This window comes from Brevundimonas sp. TWP1-3, assembly GCF_049896085.1.
Taxonomy (GTDB): Bacteria; Pseudomonadota; Alphaproteobacteria; order Caulobacterales; family Caulobacteraceae; genus Brevundimonas.
Map to the genome: position 1 here is coordinate 1 of NZ_JAFCTP010000007.1, position 3,111 is coordinate 3,111.

Annotated in this window: 2 protein-coding genes; one reads left to right on the top strand and one right to left on the bottom strand. The window is 28.7% G+C overall.

Going from position 1 to position 3,111, the window contains the following annotated elements:
* Positions 1-182: 182 nt before the first annotated feature.
* Positions 183-1,178 carry a protein rep gene (locus ACP693_RS17570; RefSeq protein WP_001199892.1) on the top strand — a complete coding sequence of 332 codons (996 nt, stop codon included), beginning with the start codon at positions 183-185 and terminating at the stop codon, positions 1,176-1,178.
* A 1,096-nt stretch (positions 1,179-2,274) separates the two neighbouring features.
* Here ACP693_RS17570 and ACP693_RS17575 read toward each other — a convergent pair.
* Complete coding sequence (locus tag ACP693_RS17575) at positions 2,275-2,856, bottom strand: hypothetical protein (RefSeq protein WP_000991705.1); 582 nt, start codon at positions 2,854-2,856, stop codon at positions 2,275-2,277.
* Positions 2,857-3,111: the final 255 nt, after the last annotated feature.

The window sequence follows — 3,111 nt, forward strand, 5'->3', positions numbered from 1 at the left end:
GAACGAGTTTCTTCTTGTCTTGATACTATATAGAAATAACTCGATTTTATATATATAGCTGTAACTGTTGATATTACAGTGTTTAAACGTGTTTTTGTGCGTGAAAGGAAAATTTGACAATAAAAAACCCCAGTTATATTATTAAGGTGTCGAATCTTAAATAATACTGGGGGTCTTTTTATATGCAATATAATACTACTAGAAGTATAACCGAAAATCAAGATAATAAAACGTTAAAAGATATGACGAAAAGTGGGAAACAACGCCCATGGAGAGAAAAGAAAATAGATAATGTAAGCTATGCAGATATACTAGAAATTTTAAAAATCAAAAAGGCTTTTAATGTAAAACAATGTGGTAATATTTTAGAATTTAAGCCAACTGATGAAGGCTATTTGAAGTTACATAAGACATGGTTTTGTAAATCAAAATTATGTCCGGTTTGTAATTGGAGACGTGCTATGAAAAATAGTTATCAAGCTCAAAAAGTGATTGAAAAAGTAATTAAGGAAAAGCCAAAAGCACGTTGGTTGTTTTTAACACTTTCAACAAAAAATGCGATAGATGGAGATACTTTAGAACAAAGTTTGAAGCATCTAACTAAAGCATTTGATAGGTTGAGTAGATATAAAAAGGTTAAACAAAATCTTGTTGGATTTATGCGTTCAACAGAAGTTACCGTTAATAAAAATGACGGTAGTTATAATCAGCACATGCATGTTTTGTTATGTGTTGAAAATGCATATTTTAGAAAAAAAGAGAATTATATAACTCAAGAAGAATGGGTTAATTTATGGCAAAGAGCATTACAAGTTGACTATCGACCTGTTGCTAATGTTAAAGCGATCAAACCGAATAGAAAAGGCGATAAAGACATTGAATCGGCAATCAAAGAGACCTCAAAATATTCGGTTAAATCATCTGATTTTTTAACTGATGATGATGAAAAAAATCAAGAAATTGTAAGTGATTTAGAAAAAGGTTTGTATCGAAAACGTATGTTAAGTTATGGTGGATTGCTTAAACAAAAACATAAAATTTTAAACTTAGACGATGTCGAAGATGGTAATTTGATTAATGCAAGTGATGAAGATAAAACAACAGACGAAGAAGAAAAAGCACATTCAATTACCGCAATTTGGAATTTCGAAAAGCAAAATTATTATTTAAGACATTAGTGTTGACTAATGTCTTTTTTGTTGATTTTTTATAAAAAAGTACTGTCTTATTTTTGTGACAAATGCTGTATGTAGTGTCACAAAAATAAGACAAACGCAATATATTGTGTCACAAAAATAAGACAGTACAGCTTTGTATGATATCACTTTAAAATACCTTAAAACCCCTGGAATTTCTGGCTTTGCCAGACCTATCATTTTTGAATGATAGCAAATTCTCCTTATGCTCTTACGGAGTTTTTAGAGAAAAATTAAAAATTCTCGATTTTTGATAAAAAACGCCCTGCAGGAATTTAGAAAAACATGTGGAAGTTTTAAAGGATTTTATGCTAATTTTTAATTTGCATGTAAATGGGCAGTGTTAAAAAATTAGTCACTGGTTTTGCTGAAATTTTTGTTTGTGAAATTACCATATATTTATTTGGCTCATATTTGCGTTTTAAGAGCTTGTATATATTTTTAAGTTAAAAACCTATATGATACCCCCTAAACCTTTAAAATACCCCCTTAAAACTCAAAATAAAGGTATTTATAATTTGAGTAAGTCTTGTGATAAAGTTTTTTAAAAAAGGAGTGTTTATTTTGAATAAAAACACAGTGTTAGATGAAGGTTACGTTATAGCAACTATTTTAAATGTTTTCTTTTTACTTGGATTAATTTTTATATCTCATTTGGAAAATTTATATATATTAATTCCGTATGTTATTTTGATGGGAATAAATGCTATTTATTTGGTTGTTAAGGTTATGAATTTCAAAAAGAATAATTAGAATATTTGAGGGGATTTTGAAACGAGTTTCTTCTTGTTTTCACACTGTTTTTTTATTCCTATTGGTGTTGTTGCTTACTTTTTGTTTTTCTATAAAGATGATGCTTTTGACGAGATGGAAGAAAAATATGATTATCATGAAGATAATAAAAAATAGACGACGCATTTATGCCGAGAAAATTTATTGATGTTGAGAAGAACCCTTAACTAAACTTGCAGACGAATGTCGGCATAGCGTGAGCTATTAAGCCGACCATTCGACAAGTTTTGGGATTGTTAAGGGTTCCGAGGCTCAACGTCAATAAAGCAATTGGAATAAATAGTATCTAAAGTAACCCGTATTTAAGATTACATTGTACATCCTTCGAAACCATAGTAGCTGCGATTCCAGCTAGGTTTCCTTTTATCCCAATTTTAGCTAATTTTTTTGCTACGCCCTTTAAGTTTTTGGCTTTAACATCTTCAAAAACTGCTGTGATTATGTTTCCAGTTAAAAGTTCTCCATATGAGTTTAAAACTTCAGAATAGAAACAGTCACCGCTATTTTTGTAGTTCCCACCAACTGCTCTAGGTGATATTGAACTAGTTTTCTTTTTATTCTCTATGTCGTTTTTTAGTTTTTGGAATCCTTCAGGAACATATCCATATCGAGATTTGGCATTTTCTAGATTAACATCTTTAGCTGTTCCGTCTTTATCTAAAATAATAATTTTGCCATATATGTATTTTAGTTCTTTTTCAATTTCTTTTTCGTTTAAAGTTTCAACGTTTTTATCTGCAATGTTATTTTTGTTTTGGGCTTGAGCTTCTTTGAAATTAAAATCCAAGACCATTGAAAGTATGGTTAAAATACTTAAAGATACTACTAAAATCTTTCTTAGTGATATACTGTTTTGAATTGCATTCATTGTAAATGCCCCCTTGTTTTGTTATTTAAATGAATTCAATATAATATTAACATATAAAAACAAAGGAGTTTAATATGAATAAGTTTTTTTACTTTTTGATTATTTTATTATCTGTATTTTTAATTTTTAATTTTGTTAATTCGATTTTATTTGATAATCCTTTTGACTTTTTAGAAAGTTTTATTTATTCATTGGTTTTCACATTAATTTATTTAGGTTTAGAGGGTCATAAAAAGAAGAAGGAATAGGTTGTTT

Excerpts from the sequence above, each read along its gene's own strand:
- ACP693_RS17575 (WP_000991705.1), bottom strand. The coding sequence starts at position 2,856 with ATGAATGCAATTCAAAACAGTATATCACTAAGAAAGATTTTAGTAGTA.
- ACP693_RS17570 (WP_001199892.1), top strand. The coding sequence starts at position 183 with ATGCAATATAATACTACTAGAAGTATAACCGAAAATCAAGATAATAAA.